The following is an 18691-nucleotide window of genomic DNA, read 5'->3' as shown; positions in this document are numbered from 1 at the left end:
TATCTAGGACCCGGCGTCGGTACGGGTGGCGCGGGCCCAGTGGGCGTACTCCTGGCGGACGTAGCCGCGCAGGTCCTCGGCGCTCTCGCGGTCCGGATCACCTGCCAGGCCCTCGTACTCGCAGTCGATGGCGCGCAGACGCCGCGCGGCCTCCACGGCCATCTCGTCGGCGTCGTTGATCTCGTCGGCGAGCGCGATGCGGTCCAGGAGCGCGGCCTTGCGGAGCCAGAACTCACGGTCCACCTCGGTGCTGTGGACGTAGCTGCGGGCCCGCTCGCAGGTCCACCCGATCTCGCGGAGGGTGCTGGGGGAGTGGGCGTACGCCTCTTCGGGGTTCGGCCATGGCGAGGGCAGGTGGTCGGCCTCGAAGTACAGGCGCACCCGTTGGCCGTCCCTGGTGCGGGTCCGGCAGCCCGGTTCGGTCGCCTTGAAGGCTGCGGTCATGGTGCGGTGGATGCGGTCGGCGTCGACGTCGTCGCAGATGACGCGGATCTCGAACATGGCTTACTTGCCTTTCGGGTTGGGGATGGCGAGGCGCCGAGCGGCGGCGTGGAGCTTGGCGTCCAGGACGGACGGCGCGTGATCGGTGAGCGAGTGCAGGGCGACGGCCGCGGCGATGATGACGTCGGCGAGTTCCTGCATGACGTCGCCGCGGGTGTGGGTGGTGCCCTTGCGGGGGTTCTGGCCGGTGGCGCCGATGTAGGCGGCGGCGACCTCTCCGGCTTCCTCGCTGACCTTGAGCAGGCGCATCGCGAGTTCGTGTTCGTCGCGGCCGTTGGCAGCGTCCAGGGAAACGGTGATGCGGGCCACGACGGGCCACAGGGCGGCGCTCATGCAGTGTTCTCCTCAACGGTGTTCGGGGTGGTGCGGGTTCGGTGCTGGGGGAAGGCGATGACGGCCGCGCCGTGCTCGCTGTCCTCGGTCTGCGGCGCGGAGTGCGGCTCGCCGGGCCCCGCCCGGCCTGCTCGGCGCCGTGGTGGCCGTCAGGGCGGCGGTGAGCGCGTCGTCGGCGCGGCGGGCGCGGGCGTGGCCGGCGAACGTGATCGCGGCGAACAGGGCCCCCGGGGTGGCGAGCGCGGCGGCGGCGAGGAGTTCGGCGTTCATGACCGCTCCCGCTCGACGGTGGCCAGGAGCTCGGGCAGGGTGCCCCCGAGGACGGCGAGCCGGTCGCGGATCGCGGTCCACGACGCGGCGTCGATGCTCATGAGCGCGGCCACGGTGGCGGGTACGTCGCCGCGGGCGTGCGCTTCAAGCGCGGCGCGCAGTTCGCCGGCGGCCATCAGGGTCGGGTGCTGGGACATGGCGGGCGTCCTCCTCACAGCTGCTGGAACGCGTCGATGACGGCGGTGGTGAGTTGGTTGATGGGTCCGGCCGCGCCGGTGGAGGCGAGGAAGAAGCCGAAGCCGGCGGCGACGAACGCGCTGCCGTAGCCGAGCGTGTGACTGCGGAGCAGGAGGAACAGGACCAGGCCGAACAGGGCGACCAGCGAGACGGTCAGCGCCATGTCGGGGCTCCTTTCGAGGTGTTGAGGGCGCGGTGTCAGCGGGTGCCGTCGCGGTGGATGCCGAGCCAGAGGTTGTAGAGGTGGCGTCCGAGGCGGATGCGCTTGCCGGTGGCCTTGCAGTGACGGCAGTCCTTGCCGCGCTTCATGCGGCCCTTGCGGTCGGTCTTGATGTCGTGGCCCATGCCGTCGCAGCGCGGGCAGTCACGGAACGGGACCGCCGCACACGCCGCGATGTAACACAACGTGATGACGGCTATGAAGGCGATAGCGAGCAGGGTGGCACTCATGACAGGGCCCTCCCAGGCGGTTTCCAGGGGTTCTCGCAGGTGGGCCGCTATCCGCTAGCGGCCTGATCAGAGCAGGTTTGGGGCGCTAGCGGGGCCGCTAACGTTAGCGGGGGTTGCCGCTAGCGCTAGCGGCCCCAAACGGTCAGCTCGCGTCCCGCTTTCCGTCACGCTCCGCAATCGCGGCGACGATGTGGGAGCGGTCGATGCCGCGCCGGTTGACGACCTTGCCGTCCACGCGGCGGCCCACCTGGATGGTGGTGATGCCGTGCGGCTTGAGCGCAGCCGTGAGCCCGTCGGGCTCCCAGCCGTCGTAGACCTCCGGGCGCAGCTCCGCGAGCCGCGCCACGACCGTCTCCGACCAGACCTTGGCCTCCTTGGCGGGGACCACGGCGAGGATGTCGCCGAGCAGGTCGTACGCGCTCGCCACCATCTCCGGCTCCTCCCCGAGCGCGTAGCCGGAGAGCAGTCCGGCCTTCTCTCGGGCGGCGCGGGCACGGGCGGCGATGCGCTCGGCGCCGGGGGCGTCGACGAACACGGAGCGCACGATGCGGGCGTCCGAGCCCTCGCCGACCAGGTAGTGAATGCCCTTGTCGGCCCAGGCGAACATGGTCGCCCGCACGCCGCGCTTGTAGGCGGAGGTGCCCAGCACCATGTCGTTCTCCAGCTGGCCCATGACCTTCAGGCACAGCCGCAGCGACGCGTTCGCGGAGATGCCGGTGGGCAGCGCCTTCGCGTCCGGGCGCTGCGTCGCGAGCAGCACCACGATCCCGGTCGCGGGACCACGCTTGACCATGTCGGTGAAGATCTCCTCGAACTCCTTGCCGTGCTCCGGGTGTTCAAAGAGGACCTGGCACTCGTCCACGCCGAAGATGATCGGGTGCAGCCCGAGCGAGGGCTTGGAGGCGAGTTCGCTGGTCACCTTGGACTCCGGGCAGATGTCGCGCGGCAGGGACCGGATCGCCTTGGTGCGGCGACGCAGCTCCTCACGGACCGCGCGGGCATCGTGCAGCACGTAGAGGATGGCTTCGTCGTCGTCTCCCGCCGCGTGGCGGTGGGAGACGGCGTTGCCGACCGGATCGAGGTCGCCGGTGCCCTTCATGTCGTACGTGTGCAGCTCCGCCCGCTGATCCAGCGCCGCGATCAACAGCAGGAGACGGAGAAGGAACGTCTTGCCCATGCGGGGGATGGCGCCGATGATCCCCGCGATGTACATCAGGGTCAGTTCGGTCCAGCGTCCGCGCTGGTCAGTGCCGTAGGCGACCGGCTTGAACAGGTCGACCGTCCCGGACTTGGCCAGCGGCCAAGCAGGCTGCTTGGCGCGGGACATGTCCTGATCGCCAACCCACAGCACCAGGTGCCCGGTGTGCTCCTCCGGCACCGCCTCCGGCCACACACACCCGAGCGGGCGACGCAGACCCGAGGCGAGCCGTTCGCGCTTCTCGATGATGTCCGTGACCGTAACGCCGAAGGGCAGGTTGCCCTCGGCGCGCCAGCCGGGGCCGTCGCGGGTGATCGGGGCGGTGAACTCGAAGCCGGGCCCGCCCTTGGCCTGCGCCTGGTTGATGGGCGGGATGCCCAGCGAGCCGAGCGCGCGCAGCACGATGTCGCTGGTGAGCTTGGTCGTGGTCGGCAGTTCCACAGCCCTGTGGATGACCGGGTCGTCGGCCCGCCGGCCGTTGTAGCCCAGCGCCATCACCACGGCCGACACCGACACGGCGGTCAGCCAGGTCGGGGCGAGGACGTACATCGCCAGCGCTGTGCCGAGCCCGACGAACATGCTCAGCACCGTGATCAGGGTCCGCAGCCGTACTCGCGCGTCGCGTTTGTGCGCCAGGCGCAGGTACATCGCCGCGTCTTCCTTCTCGATGACCGCGCGGCGCACCGGGTCGGCCTCACGGTCGGCCATCCACCGAAGGGTGGAGCCGACGAACTTCGCGGTCCCGGTCGGGGCCTGAAGGCCGAGGCGCAGGGCGTAGACCGGGGCGCGCAGGGAGTGGTAGCCAGCCGAGTGCAGGTAGTGGCGGCCCACCCACGCGGTGGCCGTCTTCAGCTCTGTCGTCGACCGCAGCCAGATCGGGATGACCTCGCGGCGGCGGGCGTTCATCAGCCGACCGAGGTAGCCCGGTCCGGACTCCTTGGTCGGGCGGTCGACCATCACGCGCGTACCCGAGTCGGCCGACTCGGTGTCGTCGGAGTCGGGCGACGGGTCGGGGGTGGAGTCGGCGGCCGGTTCGGTCGACTCGGATCGGGCCGTGCGGGCCTTGTCGAGGTCGACCACGTTGCCGCCCGAGTCGGCGTCGGAGTCGGCGGTCATCTCGGCTTCGAGTCGGTTGAAGAGTTCGTTCTCGTCGGGGTGCTTCACTGGACTTCCTTCCAGAAATGGAGGGGTGAAAGGGCGGGCCCGGTCGGCGCTGTGAGAGGTGGACGGCCGGGCCCGTTGCGCACGTACGAGAGGGAGACGGAGTCGACTACAGGTCGCGCCACATGGCGGGAGGGACCTCGAAAACGGCCGTGCGGGAGACCTGCCGGAAACCGGAGTGGACGCCCTCGCGGACCCAGACCACGACCCACGAACGGCCGTCGCGGTCGGTGGTGCGGTGGACGTGCGCGCGGGCTCCGTAGGCGACTCGGCGCTGTACCAGGAACTGCACTTCGGCGGCGGGGAGCGGGCCGATGGTCGTCAGGACCTCGCCCGGCTCGCCCTCGGTGTGGGTCCACTGCCGGCCCTGTGCCATCGGCACGCGGGGCCTGCGGTGAAGCAGTCGACGGAGCATCGCTGACCTCCTCGGTCAGGTGGGGGTCACAGGTCGAACAGGCCCGGCGCCTCGGCAGCCGGGGCGGCGGCCGTGCGGCGCGCGCGGCGGGCGGCGGCGGTGTGGCAGTCCGGGCACCACGCGACCAACTCGCCGGCGGGCAGCGCCGCTGCGGCGACCGCGGAGGCGAGCGGGTCGGCTGGGGCGGCGATGAGCCGGACCCGGCGGCCGTGCTTGCTGGTGTAGCCGTCGTGCTCGTGCAGGCAGCGCCCCTCGCCCTTGGCGTGCGGGTTGCCGCACTGGCCGGTGCACTGGCAGCGATAGCCGGCGCCCTGCATGACCGGGGTGAATACGGCGGTGCCTACGAGCGGTTCAGTCTTCATGCTGCCACCTCCTCTGCCGCCGCGTCGTCGGTGTCGACGGCGTGCAGCGGGCGTTCCGCGCGCTCGGCGACGAGCGTGTCGCGGACTTGTCGGGCTTGCTTGGCACCGCAGTGCAGTTCCTTGCGCAGTGCCTCGGCGTTGATGTCCGCGTCCTCCCAGGAGCCGGTCAGCTTGCGGGCCTCGGCGAGCAGGTCGTCCAGGCCGCGCCGGGCAGGCGTCTTGGCGGCGGGACGCCGACGCGGGGCCGGAGTCTTCTTCCGGGGCACGGGCGGAGCTGTGTCCTGCTTGGGCGGTTCGGGCTGCTCGGTCACCGGCTCGGCGCCGGGGGCGAGGTCGCCCAGTTTGAGCAGGACGCGTTCGCGCCGTGGCGTCTTCCACCGCCACTGTCGGCCGTGCTGCTCGCGCAGGTCGGCGCGGGCCAACTGCCGTTCCCGCTCGCGGGCGAGCGCGTCGGCGTAGGAGGTGATCTCCCACAGCGTCATGCGGCGCCACAGGGTGAAGGTGGGCCAGGGGGCGAGTAGCCACCGTGTCCACCGGATCTTGTCCATGCGGCGGCCGGTCACGGCGCCGATGCGGACGGCGTAGATGTGGGCGCCGATCTCGGAAAAGACCACCCACAGCAGCGGCATCGTGCCGTGTGCGAGCTTGGCCCACATGCCGTGTCCGGCGGCGATGTTCAGGCCGCAGGTGACCAGGGTGAGCAGCCAGGGCACGCACCGCACCCATGCCAACGCCATGTCCATCCGGATCAGCAGCAGGTTGGCGACGGTGAACACGGGGATGGCCAGATCGATGCCGAACGGCACGATCCACGACGGTTCGAACCCCCAGCTTTGGGCGGCGGCCGACACGGCGTCGAACGAGGCGAGGAAGCCGAGCGAGCCGACGCCGGCCGCCGCGACGGCACCGACCCCGGCAAGGCCCAACTCCGGGCGCGTCAAAGGCGGAACGGCCGGACGCTCGATGGACTCCGGGCTCGTCACGCGGCCACCGCCTTACCGGTGCGGCGCCGGCGGGAGACGAGCCGGGTCAGCGGGAGGACGTTTCCCAGCTCCGGCACGTACGCGTCGATGTGTTCGGCGGCGAGGCGGGTCGCGTCGTCGACCAGGTGCGGGTTGTCGGCGAGGATGTCGCGCGCCGCATCCTGCCGGGCCGCGCGCTCCTCGGCGCTCTCGCCCTCCACCCCGAGCCACAGTTCGACCGGGGTGCCGAGGGCGAGTTCGATGTAGTCGTCAGCCGAGACGACCTGGTGGGTACCGACGAAAGACTTCATGGCGAAACTCCTGATGGGAGGGACTGGAGGAAGCCGTAGCGGGGGCAGGCGCTGGTGAGACGGCACCCCGCCCGGCAGGTACGGAAGCGAGAGGGCGTCAGGCGCGGACGCGGCCGGAGAGGCTGTGCGCGCTGACGTGCAGGTGACGGCCACCACGGACCCGGACATCGCCGGAGGTGGCGTTGGCGCGGATGGTGCCGGTCGCCGCCCCGGTGGCCTGTACCTCGATGTCGCCGGAGGTGGAGTTCAGGTCGGCGTCGCGTCCCTCGTACAGGTCGACGCTCAGGTCACCGGAGACCGTGCGGGCGGAGATCCGGTCGGCGATGCGGCCGACGCTGATGTCACCCGAGGTCGTGTTGGCGACCAGGCTCCCAGCGATGTCGGCGGTCAGGTCGCCGGAGACGGAGCGGAACTCCAACTGGTCGATGGCGCCGAAGATCTCGGCGTCTGTGGAGGTGCCGACGACGGCCAGGGACGAACGGGCGGGCAGGTGGACGCGGGCCTCGATCGGGCTCACGGTCTGCATGCCGCTCGAACCGCCGGAGACGACCCGGCCGTTGACCGTGGTCACGCCGGTCATCGTGCCGAAGTTCATGACGCCGATGTTCTGCACGATCCGGCCGCCGCGGACGGACTGCGTCATCACGTTGTCCGGCAGCTTGGGCACCTCGATGGCGAGTGCCTGCCCGTTCTGCTCGGAGCCGGCGCGGTTGACCGCGTCGGCCGCCGGGCCGCTGGTGTCGTCGGTGTACAGCTCGATGCGGGCCGTGGTCAGCCGGTCGTCGACCTGCACGCGAACGGAGCCGGTGGGCAGGGATAGGCCCAGCACGATCGGGCCGGAGGTCTGGGAGACGAAGAGGCGCTCTGCCATGACGAAGGCTCCTGAATCGGAGGGACTGGAGAGAGCGGAACGACCGCAGGCGTTGGTGAGACGACGGCCGCTCCGAAGGTCAGGACAGCCCGGTGATGGCCAGTGCTGCGATGACCAGGGCGGTCAGGTGTGCGGTCTGGTCGACGTGGGCGGCGCCACCGTGCTGGGCGAACCCGGTTTGCCGGGCGAACGCCATCCAGCGGGCCACCGGCCAACGCCGGTCGATGACCGCGTGCGTGGCGCCGATCCAGAGAACGCCGGCCGCCACCGCGATCAGGTTCAGGTGCAGACCGAGGACGGCGGCGCCGATGGCGAGCGCGGCCACCGTGGCAGCGACGTGGGTGAGGGCGTGGGAGAGGTTGGCGCGCCATCCGCAGGTGCCCGCCCCGGCCTTGTGCTTGGCCTGGTGGTCCGTCTGGAGCGGGTAATCCGACAGCAGGTGAGCGACGTAGAGCAGGACGAACAGCGATGCGAACACGGAGCTTTCTCCCTGGTCTGTGAAGGGTTGGGGCGAGAGACGGCGCAGGGTCATCGCGCGACGACGGCCTTGCCCATGTCGCGGTGGCGCACCGTCACCTGGTGCCCGGCGGCGGTGAGGCGGTCGGCGAGGGCGCGGGCGAAGGTCGGGGCCCGGTGGCGCCCTCCGGCGCAGCCGTCGGCGACCGTGACCACTCCGGCGCTAGGGCCGGAGGCGAACGCGGCGACGGCGGAGGCGGTGGCCTCCACCAGGTCCGTGATGCCGGGGGTGTTGAGGACCGCGACGCGTACCGGCTCGTCGTCGGCGGTCATGTAGCGCAGCTCCGGCGACACGTGCGGGTCGCGGAAGTGGTGACGCAGGTCGATGGTCATGTGCGCGGCGGGCGGCTCGTCGTGCAGGTAGCCGAACGAGACGATCTCAACAGCAGCGCTCATGTGGACTCCCAGAGGGCGAAGGGGCGTTCCGACTCCCCTCGGCGCTGCTCGTGCGAGACGAGCAGCGGAGGCAGCCGGCCGCCGCGAGAAGCGGCGAAAGCTGAGGTGGTGCGGTGTCTCCTTCGTGGGTGCTGCGCCCGTATCAGGTAGCGAGGCATGACCACGTTGTAGGCGTATGGAGACGTGACCTTTCGGTCTAAAGCCATCCGGTGAATGACAAGGCGCCGGTGCACCTCGGCCCGATCTGTCCCGGGCCCCTTGGCGCCGAATCCGAAGACTCCACGCCCGTTCTTGCAGGTCAAGCGATTGCGGGCGGACCGTGGGGCCCGTTTCCGAGCTCTCGTTCCGTCGTGATCTCAGATTGACCCATGTCAATCTGAGTGTCAAGCGATCCCGTCGAAGGAATCGGAGATTGACCTAGGTCCAGCTACGCTCAGGGATATGAATGAGAGCCCCGAAGCGCCCAAGCAGTCGCCGACGGCCAAGGAGATCGCGGCCGAGTACCGCGCGAAGATCACGGACCCTGACAGCGAGTACAAGCCCGGTGACCGGCTCCCGGCCGCCCGCGGGCTTGCCAAGGACCTGCGCGTTCAGCTCATGACCGTGCAGAGCGCGTACAGCCAGCTTCGGGACGAAGGGCTTGTGCTCACCCAGCAGGGCCGCGGCACGTTCGTCCGGGATCCGTCTGTACCCCTCGGCACCGAACCTGGGAGCAGCCCCGCGTTCACCGCCTTGGCGACTGAACTCGGCACGATCCATGACGCCCTGCGTGTACTCGGTGAGCGACTGGACCGCCTTGAGCAGATCGTCGGTAGTGAGACTCCACCCTCACCGTGAGTTTTTCGGCACGCTCCACCAGTCGTTCCACGGTGGCGCGCGCCTCCCTCAAACTCGCCTCGATCAAAGCGAATTCAGCAGGTGACATGCCTTGCAGTTCGCCGCGCTGCTCGTTGATGCCTGACATGCCAATGAGCATGTAGTCCAGAACGGAAGAGGACCCGGACAGTGTGTCCGGGTCCTCTTTCCTTGCAGGTCAGGCGGGTTGACGACCCGTCATTTGGTGCATGCGTCCACGGCTCCCAACACCGCACCCCACGGGAGGTCCCGCCCCGCCGGCGCTTCCCTCGGCTCATACAGCGGCCACACGTCCGGCTCATCGACGACGCGCACGCCACCGGACCGAAGGGCCTCGATGTGGCGCTTCCACGCCGGATGGCGAGCGTGCGCCGCGTTCACGCGCGGGAAGACGACGACCGGCAGAGAGAGCGTGCCGATGGCCTCGCCAACTTGCGTCAGCGCCTGGTTATCCATCAATCCCAGGGCGAGCTTGGCCACCGTGTTGGCCGACGCAGGGGCGACGACGTAGCAGTCCACCTGCGGGTGTGGCCGGGCCTCGCCAGGGAGCCGCGGTTCGTCTCGGACGGGCAAGCCGGTGGCCTTTTCCAGGCGCTCCACCTCACCATTGAGCCGAAGCCACTGTCCGGCGGTCGGCGTGAGCGTCACGGCCACCTGCCACCCACGCTCGATCGCAGGCTCTACGAGGCCGGTACGCAGCACCTCTACGCCTCCGGCCGCCGATCCAACGACTCCGAGCACCCCGCGCTTGCTTGAACTCACTGCACCGCCCTGCATCGTTGAGCCATGACGAACACTTCGGATGAACGCGAGCCACCGGAAACGGGAGCCTGCTTCATCAGGTCCCGCAGCGTCTCACGCACCCTGGGATTGTTGCGTACGAGCTGCGGGGACGTGCGCTCAGCCGTCCGCAGCTCAGCGAAGGATTTGTCACCCTGCCCGGCCAGCGACAGCGCACGCGCGTAATCGATGCGGTGCGAAACACTGCGCTCTTGCGGCATGTGGTCGACGTTGATTCCGCCGTTCTCGACGACGTACGAGATGTTGTCCAGGTCGAGTTCGATGGACAGACGGTGCAGCACAACATTCGTGGGCCCGAACCCGGTCTGCCAGTAGTTCTCATCTGATCCGAGGTCGTCGGCGAGCTCCTCGGCCCGATCCAGCAGGCTCGTCGCAGTAGAGCGGTCCGGACGCCGAGCAGCCGCTACGGCCGCACGCAGGTGAATCATGCCCAGCAAGCTCAGCGCTGCCGGATCGTGCTGGGTGACCTGCGACGACAACCAGGCAGCGGCAGTGTTGCCCAGCTCCAGGGCATCGTCGTACCGGCCGTTGGCGAGCAGGGCGTGAGTGCCGGAACGCGCGGCCGACGCGAGCACGAGCGGGTTATCCGACTCGTCAGCGGCTCGCATCGCGCGCTCAGCAGCCAGCCATGAGATGTCGGATTCGCCGATTTTCGCGAGCGTCGTCGCGGCGAGGTGGTGAGTGCGGGCAGACACGGCCCAGCAGTCTCCCCGATCCTCACCGCGACGTGTCGCTCGTTCCTCCAGTTCCTGCGCAGTCTGGAGCAGCCCCGGAAGAGCCGCGATGACGCTGCCGAGCCGCCCGCCCTGGTAGTCATTCCACGACTGCTCCACGCGCACAGTCACCGGCGCGGGAGTCGGAAGCTGGGTCTCGGCCTCGGGACCGAAGAGCAAGCGGGACAGCCGGCGCGGGCTCATGAGGGCGTCACGCACCGCAGGTACGTCGTCCTGTTGCCGCTCGTCTTCCATGAGCACGGTCTGTCCGAGCAGGTCCCCGAGGGGAACGCGCAGGATGCGCGCCAGCTCGGCGAGCATGTCGACACGGGGCGGCTTCCGTCCCCCTCGTTCAATCTTCGCCAACCAGTCGGTGCTCCGGCCGACAAGCCCGGCCAAGACCTCCTGTGTGTGGCCGCGACGCCTGCGGTAGAACGCGATCCGCTCGCCGATGCTGAGGTGATCTCCAAGACCACGCATTGCGTCTTGCCTCCTACTGGTGGTGAGGGGCCAGTTTCACCGTACAGAGCCGGTGATGGGGCTGGTAGCGGGCATTGACCTCCCGCCGCGATACCAGGATGAGGGGCCCACAAAGAAGAGACCCGGACACTCTGTCCGGGTCTCTAATCTCGCCAGTGTGTCGCCGCCAGCGCGCGCAGCGGGGCTAGTTCCGAGGCGATGGGCTCGTTGCCATCAGGGACGCACCTGGTGCCTTCAAGAAGCTTGGCGTACGTACCCCGGAGTTGCACCACCGGCAGGTGGGACCCATTCTCTTCATTGGTCGACTACGGGTGAGAGGGATTTCACCCTTTCGTATCGGTCGCTTACTGGTCGAAAGGCGATCACGGGTGTGCAGGGGTAAGTATTTCCTCAGGCAACGCCAAGGGCGGTGCGATCCGACCTGGAGGGCCTCCAGTGCTTATAGGCTCCAAACCCGGTCCAACGCGTCGTCCGCCAAGAGGCGCGCCCTCTCCTCAATCTGAGAATCAGACGGAGAATCTGTGCCGCTCTCCTTCCATGATTCGAGTTCCGAATCGAAGTATGCTCTCCCCTTCTTAAGCGCAGCCGCCTTGGAAGGTAGAGATGCGTCCCCCAGGGAGCTGTTAAGGCGAGCGGTAAGTAGCGTCAGATTGCCAATCGAGTAGACCGGGTCGCGATACCCATCCACAGCAGTTGATTGCGGCTTGATGTGCTCAATCGACCACGTTGTGAGGTTCTGTCCCGCCGGCAGCAAATGTTCCAATTTCGCGAACGACATCAATACGTAGGCGATAAAGATCTTGCGGGACCGGATTTTCTGTGCCTGAGTCAGCTGAAGCGAGGGTGCGTAGAACAAATTGCAAAACGCTTGGTGTGCCCTCGTGCGATCTGGCAGACTTGCTCGAAGTTTTTCCTTCAAGTCCACAATAGCTTCCGCGACGTCACGGAGGGAGGTGGCGCCTTCCAGGCGGACAGCGAAGCGATTGTATCTAGCTCGCGTACCACCGGTCGAACTACTATTCGTTAGCGCGGTGTTCTGGAAATGGAAAGATTCAACAAGCCTCAAAACTTCAACGATTTGATGCTGCTTGATCAATCTTGTTTCCCGGAACTTGCGAGCTACGGCGAAGATGGTCGAGTTGGCCACGGAGACGTTGAATATAGCAAGTGCGCGAACACTGTCAACGAATTCTGGGACCGTGAAGGCATTGCGTACGCCAGAGGTTTTCGGTTGGACTTGCACATCCTCATAATCTAGCCATGTATACGTTTCTGCGTCCGCTTCAAGCTCTTCCAGGTAGGAGAGATGTGCGGCTGGGCTGGAGCCCACGAGGCGGATAATCCCCTTGAATAGCTCGGGCTCCTTCACCGCCTCTCGCCGCGAGTTCCAGGACTGCCAAATGAACCTGTCGACAACGTCCGCGGCCACCCGGCCTTCCTGAACACTATCGACGAGTCGTTCCCACCGCGCCGCGATAGCCTTTCGATCTTCGGTGTCGTTGGAGCCGCCACGAATCAGCAGGTTCTTAACGAGATCCGACAAGCGCAAGTCTGCCCCACGCGTATTCAACGTTTCGAAAACTAGAAATCCGTCTTCCTCGGATGCCAGCTCAACCTGGATTACCCGCGCTTTCAAGGCGTTCGACCTGATAGATTTTAGGCGCTCAACCTGCTGGCCTGGCGCCAATTCCTTGATGGCGCCTAGAATCTTTCCTTCGAAAAAGGATCGCGCCTCTCCGATCCGCACGGCGCTCCCATTCCACTTTGCACCGGATGGAATGGCGTTCGGATTCTGAATCACCTCGTAGAACATTTTCTCGGGGCGATGCAAAACCGGATGATTCTTGCCGTCGTCATCTTTGGCCATCAGGTATTTTTGGGTAGTATCGGCCTGGCTGTTAGCTGCATGTGCGTCGAACTTCTCATCGTCTGCATGCTTAGTAGCTACTTCTCTAAAAGCGTCACGAACGACAGATAGGAGGATTGCGCTCGTAGTCAGCCTCTGTTGGCCATCAATGATCGAGTACGTATCATTAAAGAGATCTCTCTTCTCGCTAACCCACGTCACTGTGGATCCAAAGAAGAAATCACCTTTCGCCAAAATGACATCGTCCCAAAAATCGGTAAGCTGTTCCTGTGACCAACTGTAAGGCCGCTGAAAGTTGGGAACCTCATACAAGCACTGTTGGAAACAGGTCTGTATGGTCTTTGTTTGACTTTCAATCGGAATCAGTTCGTTGCTCGAAATTCCCTCGGCCATCCTCGACCTCCAGTCGATCACGAATTAAACCGAATTAACAGTAGCGCAAGCCTAGGGGGTTGCGCATGCAGCTTGTGGTCATCAAGTCGCGTTGTTTCGCCGATCGGTGACGTGCCTCGTCCCGTGGGCTCTACGCGTAGGACGAAGTTCGCGCAGGGGCGGTGGAATGAGTGAGGCCGGCGGGAGCGATTGCGGGCCGCGCACACCAGGTGGACAGGCAGAGGTCGGGGTAACCCCAGGTCAGACGAAGCAGCATCGGTCTGCTGTAGAAGTGCCGGCCTGTAGCGGGTGAGCCAGTCACCGGGCCGTCGCTGGGCCGTCAGAGGGCGGCCCGCAGTGACCAAGAACGACCACCAACGGCCCCCGCATCGCAGGTCAGATGAGGGTCGGGCCGGATCGCGGCAGGCCACCCCAGCGGATCATCAATTCCTGCGCAACAAGAAGCAGGAGTGGGAGGAGTACCGCAGCGAGGTCACGGCGTTCGAGCTGAGGAAGAACCTTCCCGTGTTGTAGGTGCAGGTCAGCGCGGTTTCGCGCCGCGTCAGGCTTTCGGGGCCGCCGGTCACGGACCGGTGGCCCCGTCGCGTGCGGTGGACGACGGGGCCGCGTTCCATCCGGGTAGGTGATCCCGCGCGCCTCCCCGCACCCATCCGGCGGGCCGCATCGTTCGCCGGGTATGAAGAAGATGATCACTGTTGCCGGTCTCGCCCTCGCCGCGGCCGGGCTCGCCGCCCCCGCCCACGCCGACAGCAATCTGGGGTCCGGCATCGGACTCTCGGACAACTGGGACTTCGGGTCCGCGGCCACCTGTCTTCAGGAGGTCGCCGTCGCCCCCGTGCTCGGCGGCTACGTGGGCGAGCACACCCACCACTGTTCCGACGGCAGTCTGATCACCCACGCCAAGTAGCGGGGGCGGACGGCTACAACGCGTCGCGCAGCGGCACGGTGGAGCGCTTGCGGTACTCCTGGATGGCCCAGCCGTTGCCGTCCGGGTCCGTGAAGTGCATGAACGTGCCGCCGTCGTCGGGCGCGTACTGGACCGGCTCCGAGACGTCCAGGCCGCGGGCCCGCAGCTCCTCGTACGTGGCCTTGATGTCGGTGACGCACAGTTGCAGGCCGTGGTACGTGCCCGGGGTCGCGGTGCCCGTCGGAGTCGGGACGCCGGCGGCGAGGGTGACCGAGCAGCCGGAGCCGGGCGGCGTGAGCTGGACGATGCGGGCGCCCGGCATCACCTCGCGGTCGACGTCGCAGCGGAAGCCCACCTTGTCGACGTAGAAGGCCTTGGACCGGTCGATGTCGGACACCGGCAGGCCGATCACTTCCAGGGTCATCTCCATGGGGAAAAGGTAGGGGCGAATCCCCGGTTCCGGACCGGCGCGAACGCAGGTGCCTCAGCGTTCCGACAGGGGCGCCGGTGCCTCCTGGACCGTCCAGCCGTTGCCGTCCGGGTCCGTGAAGAACATGAACGAGTTCCACTCCTCGCCGGGGCCCTCCTGCCAGCCCTGCGGCCCCGCGTGCTGCACCGTGCTGACGTCGACGCCGCGCGTCACCAGCTCCTCGCGCGCCGCCGCGATGTCGGTGACGCACACCTGGAGCCCGGTGAGCGAGCCGGGGGCCATGGCCGGCTGGCCCGGCGCTCCCGGCAGGCCGTCCGCCAGGGAGATCGAACAGCGGGAGCCGGGCGGCGTCAGCTGCACGATGCGGATACCCGGGGCCACCTGGCTGTCCAGGTCGACCTTGAAGCCCACCTTGTTCGCGTAGAAGTCCTTGGCGCGGTCCACGTCGGAGACGGGAACGACGATCACTTCGAGGGTCCATTCCATGGTCTGTCCTCTCATCGGGTCACGGATGCCGGGCGCGGCGTCCGGCGGTCACTCGAACCGCCAGCGGGTCTGCGTGAACTGTTCGCCCTTGCCGAAGCCAAAGACCGTGCGCGGCGCGACCGAGTAGACCAGGGACGGGCCCTCCCGGCCCTGGAACGCGCCGTCGGCACGGACCTCGAAGTGCCAAGCCGGACCGTACTTCGCCTCCCACGCCTTGGCGAGGGAACGCAGCCGTTCCGTTTCGGTGATCCGCATCGCCCGCCCCTCGACCGCCACGTCGAAGCCCGCGGCCCAGGCGTTCGTGCCGGTGGTGAGGACGACCTCGGGGTTCCGGGCGACGTTGAGCGACTTGCGCTCGCGCTCGCCGGACGTGAAGTGCAGGGCGCCGTCCTGCCAGACGGCGATGAGCGGCGTGACGTGAGGGCGGCCGTCAGGGCGCACCGTGGAGATCCAGAACAGTTCGGCGCCGGTCAGCAGCCGTTCGGCCGCCGCCCATGCGGTGGGTTCGGCGCCGGGGGAGCTGTAGCGCGGATCGATCGACGTGCGCGGCGTGTCGGTGTCGTGCGGCATCGCGGGCTTCCTTTCCGCAACGAGGCCAGGGACAGACCTTCTCGTGCATGAATCCCGGGGGGCGGACCCTCTCGTCCATGAGTAAGGACCCCGCACGCCGCCACAACTCATCGGTGCGGCCCGGAGCGCAGTAGGCTCAAGGCCACCGTTGATCGAACAGGAGGCCGGGCGATGATGTCGGTGCCGCACGAAGGGGGCCGGTGGACGGGCGGCCGCAGGAGCAGCACCTTCACCCGGCTGCTGCGCCTCGGCTTCACCGATCCGTCCACCGCCGAGCGGCTGCTCGACGCCCCGGCCCTGTCCGCCGTGCGTGCCGACCCGCTGCTCCTGGACGCGCTGGGCGCCGCCGCCGACCCGGACGGCGCGCTGCTCGGCCTGGTGCGGCTGGTGGAGGCGCAGGAGGACGAGACGGCGCGGCGCGAACTGCTCGACACGCTCGTTGCCGCGAAGCCGCTGCGCGACCGGCTGCTCGGCGTGCTCGGTTCCTCCGAGGCGCTCGCCGACCACCTCGCCCGGCACTCGAAGGACTGGCGGGCCCTGGTCACGTACGAGGCGAACGATCTGCACCCGGGCGTGGAGGAGTTCGAGCAGGGGCTCGCCGAGGCCACCGACGAGGTGTCGCTGCGCGTCGCGTACCGGCGCTGTCTGCTGTCCATCGCGGCCCGCGACGTGTGCGGCACGACCGACATCACCGAGACCGCCGCCGAACTCGCCGATCTGGCGACGGCCACCCTGCGCGCGGCCCTCGCCATCGCCCGCACGGCGTCCCCGGCCGACGCCGCGCTGTGCCGGCTCTCCGTGATCGCGATGGGCAAGTGCGGCGGACACGAGCTGAATTACGTGTCCGACGTCGATGTCATCTTCGTGGGCGAGCCCGCCGACGGGTCCGCCGACGAGGGCAAGGCGATCCAGGCCGCCACCCGGCTCGCCTCACACATGATGCGGATCTGCTCCGACACGACGGTCGAGGGCACCATCTGGCCCGTCGACGCCAACCTGCGGCCCGAGGGGCGCAACGGCCCGCTCGTGCGCACTCTCTCCTCGCACCTCGCCTACTACCAGCGCTGGGCCAAGACCTGGGAGTTCCAGGCGCTGCTCAAGGCCCGCCCGGTCGCGGGCGACCCGGAGCTCGGCGAGGAGTACGTCGCGGCCGTGTCGCCGATGGTGTGGCAGGTGTCCGAGCGGGAGAACTTCGTGCCCGACGTGCAGAAGATGCGCAAGCGGGTCGTGGCGAACATCCCGGCGGGGGAGAAGGACCGCGAGCTGAAGCTCGGCCCCGGCGGGCTGCGCGACGTCGAATTCGCCGTGCAGTTGCTGCAGTTGGTGCACGGGCGTTCGGACTCCGCACTGCGCAGCGGTACGACCCTGGACGCGCTCGCGGCGCTCGCCGACGGCGGATACGTGGGCCGGGTCGACGCCGTGCAGCTCGACGACGCCTACCGGTTCCTGCGTACGCTCGAACACCGCATCCAGCTCTACAAGTTGCGCCGCACCCACCTCGTCCCCGAGGACGATGCCGACCTGCGCCGCATCGGCCGCTCGATGGGCATGCGCACGGAACCCATCACGGACCTCAAGCGGGCCTGGAAGCGGCACACGTCCGTCGTCCGCCGTCTGCACGAGAAGCTGTTCTACCGGCCGTTGCTCGACGCCGTCGCCCAACTCGCCCCCGGCGAGACCAGGTTGCGCGCCGACGCCGCCCGCGAGCGGCTCGTCGCGCTCGGCTACGCCGACCCGAGCGCCGCCATGCGCCACCTGGAGGCGCTGGCCTCCGGCGTCAGCCGCAAGGCCGCCATCCAGCGGACGCTGCTCCCGGTGCTGCTCGGCTGGTTCGCGGACTCCGCCGACCCGGACGCGGGGCTCCTCAACTTCCGCAAGGTGTCGGACGCGCTGGGCAAGACGCCCTGGTACCTGCGGCTGCTGCGCGACGAGGGCGCCGCCGCCGAGAACCTGGCGCGGGTCCTGTCCGCGGGGCGCCTCGCCCCCGACCTCCTGATGCGCGCCCCCGAAGCGGTGGCGCTGCTCGGCGACGAGCGGGGCTTCGAGCCGCGCGGGCACGCCCAGTTGGAGCAGGAGGTACTCGCGGCGGTACGGCGCGCCGACGGCGGCGAGCAGGCCGTCACCTCGGCGCGTGCGGTGCGCCGCCGCGAACTGCTGCGCACCGCCGCCGCCGACATCACCGCCTCGTACGGCACCGAGGACACGCCCGCCGTCGCCGACCAGGGCGCCCTGGTGGACCAAGTGGGCGCCGCCGTATCGGACTTGACCGCCGCCACCCTCGGCGGGACGCTGCGCGCCGTGGTCCGCGACGGCTGGGGCGACACCCTGCCCACCCGGTTCGCCGTCATCGCCATGGGCCGCTTCGGCGGGCACGAGCTGGGCTACGGCTCCGACGCCGACGTCCTCTTCGTGCACCAGCCGCGCGAGGGCGTCGACGACCACGAGGCCGCGCAGGCCGCCAACAAGGTCGTCTCCGAGATGCGCCGGCTGCTCGCCCTGCCGAGCGCCGACCCACCGCTGCTCATCGACGCGGACCTGCGCCCCGAGGGCAAGTCGGGCCCGCTGGTGCGCACCCTCAAGTCCTACGAGGCGTACTACCGCCGCTGGTCCCTGGTCTGGGAGTCGCAGGCGCTGCTGCGGGCCCAACCGGTCGCCGGTGACGTGGAGTTGAGCAGCGCCTTCATCGATCTGATCGACCCGCTGCGCTACCCCGCCGAGGGTCTCGGCGACGACGCCGTCCTGGAGATCCGCCGCCTCAAGGCCCGCATGGAATCGGAGCGACTGCCGCGCGGCGCCGACCCCACACTGCACACGAAGCTGGGCCGCGGCGGCCTCTCCGACGTCGAGTGGACGGTGCAGCTGCTCCAGCTGCGGCACGGCTGGGCGGAACCGGGCCTGCGCACCACTCGCACCCGCGAGGCCCTCGCCGCGGCGTGCGCCGCCGAACTGATCCCGGCCGAGGAGGCGGCGATCCTCGACGAGGCGTGGGTCCTGGCCACCCGCGTGCGCAACGCGGTGATGCTGGTGCGCGGCAGGCCGGGCGACACGTTCCCGTCGGACGGGCGTGAACTCGGCGCCGTCGGACGGTACTTGGGGTACGACCCCGGGCATGTGGGGGACATGCTGGACGACTACCGGCGCACGACGCGGCGCGCGCGGGCCGTGATGGAGGAGCGCTTCTACGACGGGTGACGGCACACCGGCGA

23 protein-coding genes and 1 pseudogene are annotated in these 18691 nt (G+C 68.6%); 4 read left to right on the top strand and 20 right to left on the bottom strand.

Annotated elements, in window-relative coordinates; genetic code table 11:
* Positions 1-3: 3 nt before the first annotated feature.
* The 14 genes from ACIA8D_RS23085 to ACIA8D_RS23020 form a co-directional block, all read right to left on the bottom strand.
* On the bottom strand, positions 4-501 hold the full coding sequence (locus tag ACIA8D_RS23085) for a hypothetical protein (protein ID WP_399234954.1): 498 nt from the start codon (positions 499-501) through the stop codon (positions 4-6).
* Positions 502-504: 3 nt separating this feature from the next.
* Positions 505-834 carry a MazG-like family protein gene (locus ACIA8D_RS23080; RefSeq protein ID WP_399234952.1) on the bottom strand — a complete coding sequence of 110 codons (330 nt, stop codon included), beginning with the start codon at positions 832-834 and terminating at the stop codon, positions 505-507.
* A 12-nt stretch (positions 835-846) separates the two neighbouring features.
* A complete protein-coding gene (locus ACIA8D_RS23075) occupies positions 847-1104 on the bottom strand; it encodes a hypothetical protein (RefSeq protein ID WP_399234951.1) in 258 nt (85 codons plus the stop codon).
* On the bottom strand, positions 1101-1301 hold the full coding sequence (locus tag ACIA8D_RS23070; RefSeq protein WP_399234949.1) for a hypothetical protein: 201 nt from the start codon (positions 1299-1301) through the stop codon (positions 1101-1103). Before ACIA8D_RS23070 ends, ACIA8D_RS23075 begins: the two co-directional genes overlap by 4 nt.
* 14 nt (positions 1302-1315) lie before the next feature.
* A complete protein-coding gene (locus ACIA8D_RS23065; RefSeq protein WP_399234948.1) occupies positions 1316-1504 on the bottom strand; it encodes a hypothetical protein in 189 nt (62 codons plus the stop codon).
* A 35-nt stretch (positions 1505-1539) separates the two neighbouring features.
* Positions 1540-1791 (bottom strand): hypothetical protein, encoded by a 252-nt coding sequence (locus tag ACIA8D_RS23060; RefSeq protein ID WP_399234945.1) that lies wholly within the window; start codon positions 1789-1791, stop codon positions 1540-1542.
* 142 nt (positions 1792-1933) lie between these two features.
* The gene (locus tag ACIA8D_RS23055; RefSeq protein ID WP_399234943.1) at positions 1934-4153 is read right to left on the bottom strand and encodes a cell division protein FtsK; all 2220 of its coding nucleotides are present in this window, start codon (positions 4151-4153) and stop codon (positions 1934-1936) included.
* Positions 4154-4259: 106 nt separating this feature from the next.
* Positions 4260-4565, bottom strand: a complete 306-nt coding sequence (locus tag ACIA8D_RS23050) for a hypothetical protein (RefSeq protein WP_399234942.1) — start codon at positions 4563-4565, stop codon at positions 4260-4262.
* Between the two features lie 26 nt (positions 4566-4591).
* Positions 4592-4927: a hypothetical protein gene (locus ACIA8D_RS23045; RefSeq protein WP_399234941.1), complete on the bottom strand. Its 336-nt coding sequence runs from the start codon at positions 4925-4927 to the stop codon at positions 4592-4594.
* Positions 4924-5910 (bottom strand): DUF2637 domain-containing protein, encoded by a 987-nt coding sequence (locus tag ACIA8D_RS23040; protein WP_399234939.1) that lies wholly within the window; start codon positions 5908-5910, stop codon positions 4924-4926. Before ACIA8D_RS23040 ends, ACIA8D_RS23045 begins: the two co-directional genes overlap by 4 nt.
* Positions 5907-6200 (bottom strand): hypothetical protein, encoded by a 294-nt coding sequence (locus ACIA8D_RS23035; RefSeq protein ID WP_399234938.1) that lies wholly within the window; start codon positions 6198-6200, stop codon positions 5907-5909. The genes ACIA8D_RS23040 and ACIA8D_RS23035 overlap by 4 nt, the downstream gene beginning before the upstream one ends.
* Positions 6201-6297: 97 nt before the next feature.
* Positions 6298-7071 (bottom strand): DUF4097 family beta strand repeat-containing protein, encoded by a 774-nt coding sequence (locus ACIA8D_RS23030; protein WP_399234936.1) that lies wholly within the window; start codon positions 7069-7071, stop codon positions 6298-6300.
* Between the two features lie 79 nt (positions 7072-7150).
* A complete protein-coding gene (locus ACIA8D_RS23025; RefSeq protein WP_399234934.1) occupies positions 7151-7549 on the bottom strand; it encodes a DUF3307 domain-containing protein in 399 nt (132 codons plus the stop codon).
* A 50-nt stretch (positions 7550-7599) separates the two neighbouring features.
* Positions 7600-7983, bottom strand: a complete 384-nt coding sequence (locus ACIA8D_RS23020) for an ATPase (RefSeq protein WP_399234932.1) — start codon at positions 7981-7983, stop codon at positions 7600-7602.
* Between the two features lie 441 nt (positions 7984-8424).
* On the opposite strand from ACIA8D_RS23020, the gene ACIA8D_RS23015 reads away from it, so the two are divergent.
* Entirely contained in the window at positions 8425-8820 is a 396-nt protein-coding gene (locus ACIA8D_RS23015; RefSeq protein ID WP_399234930.1) for a GntR family transcriptional regulator, read from the top strand.
* Positions 8821-9036: 216 nt separating this feature from the next.
* Here the strand turns inward: ACIA8D_RS23015 and ACIA8D_RS23010 are convergent, their stop codons facing one another.
* From ACIA8D_RS23010 to ACIA8D_RS23000, 3 genes are all read right to left on the bottom strand, one after another.
* Positions 9037-9540, bottom strand: coding sequence for a flavoprotein (locus ACIA8D_RS23010; protein ID WP_399234928.1), 504 nt, complete (start codon positions 9538-9540; stop codon positions 9037-9039).
* Between the two features lie 56 nt (positions 9541-9596).
* Positions 9597-10832 (bottom strand): helix-turn-helix domain-containing protein, encoded by a 1236-nt coding sequence (locus ACIA8D_RS23005; RefSeq protein WP_399234926.1) that lies wholly within the window; start codon positions 10830-10832, stop codon positions 9597-9599.
* 439 nt (positions 10833-11271) lie between these two features.
* Positions 11272-13092: a DUF262 domain-containing protein gene (locus tag ACIA8D_RS23000; protein WP_399234924.1), complete on the bottom strand. Its 1821-nt coding sequence runs from the start codon at positions 13090-13092 to the stop codon at positions 11272-11274.
* Positions 13093-13518: 426 nt separating this feature from the next.
* Here ACIA8D_RS23000 and ACIA8D_RS22995 point away from each other — a divergent pair.
* Positions 13519-13605 (top strand): annotated as a pseudogene (locus tag ACIA8D_RS22995) (glutamine synthetase); the annotation flags it as partial.
* Between the two features lie 163 nt (positions 13606-13768).
* Positions 13769-13999, top strand: coding sequence for a hypothetical protein (locus tag ACIA8D_RS22990; protein WP_399234922.1), 231 nt, complete (start codon positions 13769-13771; stop codon positions 13997-13999).
* A 13-nt stretch (positions 14000-14012) separates the two neighbouring features.
* Here the strand turns inward: ACIA8D_RS22990 and ACIA8D_RS22985 are convergent, their stop codons facing one another.
* The 3 genes from ACIA8D_RS22985 to ACIA8D_RS22975 are packed head-to-tail and all read right to left on the bottom strand — an operon-like array spanning position 14013 to position 15485.
* On the bottom strand, positions 14013-14429 hold the full coding sequence (locus ACIA8D_RS22985; protein ID WP_399234921.1) for a VOC family protein: 417 nt from the start codon (positions 14427-14429) through the stop codon (positions 14013-14015).
* Between the two features lie 54 nt (positions 14430-14483).
* The gene (locus tag ACIA8D_RS22980) at positions 14484-14915 is read right to left on the bottom strand and encodes a VOC family protein (protein WP_399234918.1); all 432 of its coding nucleotides are present in this window, start codon (positions 14913-14915) and stop codon (positions 14484-14486) included.
* A 48-nt stretch (positions 14916-14963) separates the two neighbouring features.
* A complete protein-coding gene (locus tag ACIA8D_RS22975) occupies positions 14964-15485 on the bottom strand; it encodes a pyridoxamine 5'-phosphate oxidase family protein (protein WP_399234917.1) in 522 nt (173 codons plus the stop codon).
* Between the two features lie 174 nt (positions 15486-15659).
* On the opposite strand from ACIA8D_RS22975, the gene ACIA8D_RS22970 reads away from it, so the two are divergent.
* Positions 15660-18677 (top strand): bifunctional [glutamine synthetase] adenylyltransferase/[glutamine synthetase]-adenylyl-L-tyrosine phosphorylase, encoded by a 3018-nt coding sequence (locus ACIA8D_RS22970; RefSeq protein ID WP_399234915.1) that lies wholly within the window; start codon positions 15660-15662, stop codon positions 18675-18677.
* The last annotated feature ends 14 nt before the right edge of the window (positions 18678-18691 follow it).

Origin of the sequence: Streptomyces sp. NPDC051684, from assembly GCF_044453445.1 — a bacterium.
Classification (GTDB): Bacteria; Actinomycetota; Actinomycetes; order Streptomycetales; family Streptomycetaceae; genus Streptomyces.
The sequence above is the reverse complement of the archived record's forward strand: the minus strand, read 5'-3'. Positions and strand labels throughout refer to the sequence as shown.